This window comes from Arthrobacter sp. Y3223164, assembly GCF_059091005.1.
Genome location: NZ_JBNHGF010000295.1, coordinates 1 through 3,439 on the forward strand (window position 1 = coordinate 1; position 3,439 = coordinate 3,439).

General features: G+C 67.1%; 3 protein-coding genes, 3 tRNA genes and 1 pseudogene. 2 read left to right on the forward strand and 5 right to left on the reverse strand.

Translation table 11 applies throughout. The features are described from left to right. From AC5RUJ_RS12800 to AC5RUJ_RS12820, 5 genes and pseudogenes are all read right to left on the reverse strand, one after another. A pseudogene (locus tag AC5RUJ_RS12800) lies at positions 1–181 on the reverse strand (hypothetical protein); the annotation flags it as partial. Between the two features lie 224 nt (positions 182–405). Further along, on the reverse strand, positions 406–1,176 hold the full coding sequence (locus AC5RUJ_RS12805; protein ID WP_494013335.1) for an MBL fold metallo-hydrolase: 771 nt from the start codon (positions 1,174–1,176) through the stop codon (positions 406–408). Positions 1,177–1,271: 95 nt separating this feature from the next. Beyond that, positions 1,272–1,347, reverse strand: a tRNA-Phe gene (locus tag AC5RUJ_RS12810). Between the two features lie 58 nt (positions 1,348–1,405). Beyond that, a tRNA-Asp gene (locus AC5RUJ_RS12815) sits at positions 1,406–1,479 on the reverse strand. 85 nt (positions 1,480–1,564) lie between these two features. Then, positions 1,565–1,637: transfer RNA gene (locus tag AC5RUJ_RS12820), tRNA-Glu, on the reverse strand. A 146-nt stretch (positions 1,638–1,783) separates the two neighbouring features. On the opposite strand from AC5RUJ_RS12820, the gene AC5RUJ_RS12825 reads away from it, so the two are divergent. Both AC5RUJ_RS12825 and AC5RUJ_RS12830 read left to right on the forward strand, forming a co-directional pair. Further along, positions 1,784–2,155 carry a metallopeptidase family protein gene (locus AC5RUJ_RS12825; RefSeq protein WP_494001987.1) on the forward strand — a complete coding sequence of 124 codons (372 nt, stop codon included), beginning with the start codon at positions 1,784–1,786 and terminating at the stop codon, positions 2,153–2,155. A gap of 385 nt (positions 2,156–2,540) precedes the next feature. Next, positions 2,541–3,439, forward strand: an 899-nt coding sequence (locus tag AC5RUJ_RS12830) for a coiled-coil domain-containing protein (RefSeq protein WP_494155957.1), incomplete at its 3' end; no start/stop codon positions are given.

Consider the following 3,439-nt stretch of genomic DNA (forward strand, 5'->3'; position numbering starts at 1 on the left):
GGTCGGTGGCGGGGACAGATGCGGGGGGTGTTTCCGCGGGCGCCGTCGCTTCGGTGTCGTCCACAGCGACGGGGGCGGGCGCCGTCGTCGCCGATTCCGGCGTTGGGCCCGCGTCGCTGCAGGACGTTAGCAGGACGGCGGTTGCCATGCCGACGGCCGTCGCCTTTAAAAGGGCCTGCACGATGCTCCTCGCTCCAATCGTCCCCCTGGTCCGGTGCCTCATCAGGTGCAGGCGGCACGGGAAATCCCTTCCATGGTAGGCCAGTGAGCCTGAGTGGAAACTGGGAGCCGGGAGCGGCCGCCGCGCCACGTGGACCGGCTTGTCGGTGGTCGACTCGATGAGTTCGGCGACCAGTTCGGCGGGAGCGTCCATCTGGACGGCGGGCGGTCCGCCGGCGCGTCAGCCTACAGGGCCAGTTTCCGCCCCGGTGTGGGGATGCGGAGCCGGTCTTCGAGTCCGGCGGCGGAGAACCGGGCGCGGAGTTCTTCGTGGCCTTCGCTGAAGTGCTGCCAGCCCTCTGCGTGGACCGGCACGACGGCGGCCGCGTCCAGTGTGCGCGCCGCCTCGACCGCGGCGTCGGCGGTGAGGGTGAGCGGGGCGTTGTCGAAGGCCCCCACGCGGGCGGCTCCGGCGAAGAGCACCGCCGTGGCGATCGGCGCGAAACGTGCCGCCACGGCGTCTACCACGTCCAGCGAGGCGTTGTCGCCGCTGATGTAAACAGTCGGGAGGTCGAACCCTGTCAGGACGAATCCGGTCACGGTGCCGGTCACCGGTTCGCATCCTTCGGGTCCGTGCCGGGCCGGGACGGCGGTGACCGTGACAGTGGGCCGGTCGGCGGCCTCGAGGACTGTCCGCTCCCACGGGGCCATCCCGGTAACCGTCGCGAGCCGGTCCGCTGCCTCCAGCGTGCCGAGCACCTTGGCGTCGCCGGATTCCACCAGGCGCCGGCCGGATCTATCCAGGTTGTCCGCGTGCTGGTCATGCGAGAGGAGGATGGCATCCACCACCGGCAGGTCTGCGGCTTGGACGGCGGGCCCGGAGGTTTTCACCAGCGTTCCGGCTGTTGCCGGGTACTCGCCGGGTTCATCAAAGGTGGGGTCGGTCAGGAACATCCAGCCACCGAACTCCAGCAAGGCCGTCGGACCGCCAATGTGGGTGATTGCGGTTTCGCTCATGCACCCATGGTGCCCGACGAAGCCGGAGGGGGACAGAGCGGGCGGACACGACGAAGCCCCGCACCCTGAACCAGGACTGCGGGGCTTCGTTTTGCTGGTGGCTCCGACCGGCGTCGATCCGGTGACCTTTCGATTTTCAGTCGAACGCTCTACCAACTGAGCTACAGAGCCGTGGCAACATCTTGCGATGATCACCGATGGCGTTCCGAAATCGCTCCGGAAACCAAAGCGACCCTGACGGGACTTGAACCCGCGACCTCCGCCGTGACAGGGCGGCGCGCTAACCAACTGCGCTACAGGGCCTTGCATTTTTTACGAGACTCAATCCTACCAGCCTTTCGAAGCGGTTCTGACCACTCCAGCGGGCTGCCATTCATGACGTCTCGCGTACCCCCAACGGGATTCGAACCCGTGCCGCCGCCGTGAAAGGGCGGTGTCCTAGGCCGCTAGACGATGGGGGCCAGGACCACTTGGGATTCATTTCCCCGCTGTGGACCTATAAAACTATAGGGCCTGTCCCGGGAAAAACCAAAACCGGCCAACGCGGCCTGCCACGGCCTCCACCCGGGCGCTTTCGAGGCCGCAGCCCGCGGGTAAAGTCGGCTGTATGCCGATGGAGATGTCCCTGCCGGAATTCGAGGACGCGGTAAACGACGCGATCGACCAGATCCCGGAAGACATCATGCGCGAGATGACCAACGTGGGCATCTTCGTCGAAGAGGAATACACCCCGCAGCCCTGGGAAGACCCCGAGACGGAACTGCTGGGCGTCTACGAAGGCACGCCGCTCACCGAGAGGGACCACTGGTGGGCCGCCGGGTCCATGCCGGACCGCATCGTCGTCTTCCGCGGCCCCCTCCAAAGGATGTGCTCCTCCCGCGAAGAATTGGTCCACGAGGTCCTGGTGACCGTGATCCACGAGGTCGCCCACCACTTCGGCATCGACGACGCCCGCCTGCACGAACTGGGCTGGGGCTGACCCCCGCCGCGCCCCTTCGGGACACACTCGGCGGCCACATAAAGCAGGACCCATTGGCCGCGGGACAGCAGGCCCGTTGGCTGAAGTCGGCACAGCGGGCCCACGCCGGCACGGCTCCCGGCCGCACGCTTCAAGTGCCCTGAACCACCTCGTGACACGCCGGTTCCTCGCCAATGCTGTTCAAATGACACTGATGTTGTTTATGTTATGGGTGGGACAAATGTTGCAACTGTGACTGATGTTGCATATCCTCAACGTGCTGTGTGAATGCAGTTCGGTCTAGTTGGGGTGCCACCCGTTCGCACATTTGACCGTTCCGGCCCCAAGGCCGGCCGTCCCGAAAGGGCGCGTGCATTTACTGCGCTCCTAGTAAGGACCCGTTCGGATGAGGCTGCTTCCCTCGGGGCGTCCCGCCCCGCATCGATCGACGACGCCGAGGCGCACCGTCGCGCTCTTCTCGGCTACCGCCCTGTTAATCTGCGTTCCGGCCCTGGCGCCGGCCGTCGCCGCACCGGCCGGACAGTTGCCGCAGGTGACATCGCAGCGGATCATCCTGCCGGCGGCGCCCACGCTGCCTTCCGGCGAGGAGATCGACGACGCCAAGGGCGATGCAGCGGCCACCCAGGCCCTGGTGAACCGGATCGAGGAGCAGCTCAAGGCGGCTTCGGGAAACCTTGCCAACGCGCAGTTCGATTCCATGCGTTCCCAGAACGCCTACAGCGAGTCCCTGCTGAGGCAGCAGGAGCGGACCGCTGAACTCGCCGACGCCAAGGCCAAGGCGTCGCAGGCCGCGCGGTACTTCGACTCGGTCAAGAACCAGGTGGGACAGCTGGCCGGTGAACTCTACCGGAACGGCGGCGTCAACCCCGGCCTCAGCTCGCTGCTGGACAGCAAGGACGCCGGCGACGTGCTGTACAAGGCCTCCACGCTCAATGCGCTGACGGCCAACCGCTCGCAAACCCTGAGCGAATCCCAGCAGGCCGCCCAGCTGTGGGCAGCCTGGGAGCTCTATGTCACCCAGGCCGAAGAGGCCGCCCGGGACGCGGCAGTAGCCGCGGAGGCGGCGGAGTCGGATGCGAAGGCCGCCAGCGCCGCGCAGGAGCAGCTCGTGGTCCGTTACGAGGAACAGCGGCAGGCGCTGCTGGAACATCTGGCCGAACTGCGCGGAACCAGCACCGGTGAAGAGGACGCACGCATCACCGCGCTGGAGCGCGCCGAGCAGGATCGACAGCTCCAGGCCCTGGTCGAGCAGTCGGCACAGGAGGCCGCCGCCGCCCCGCGGCC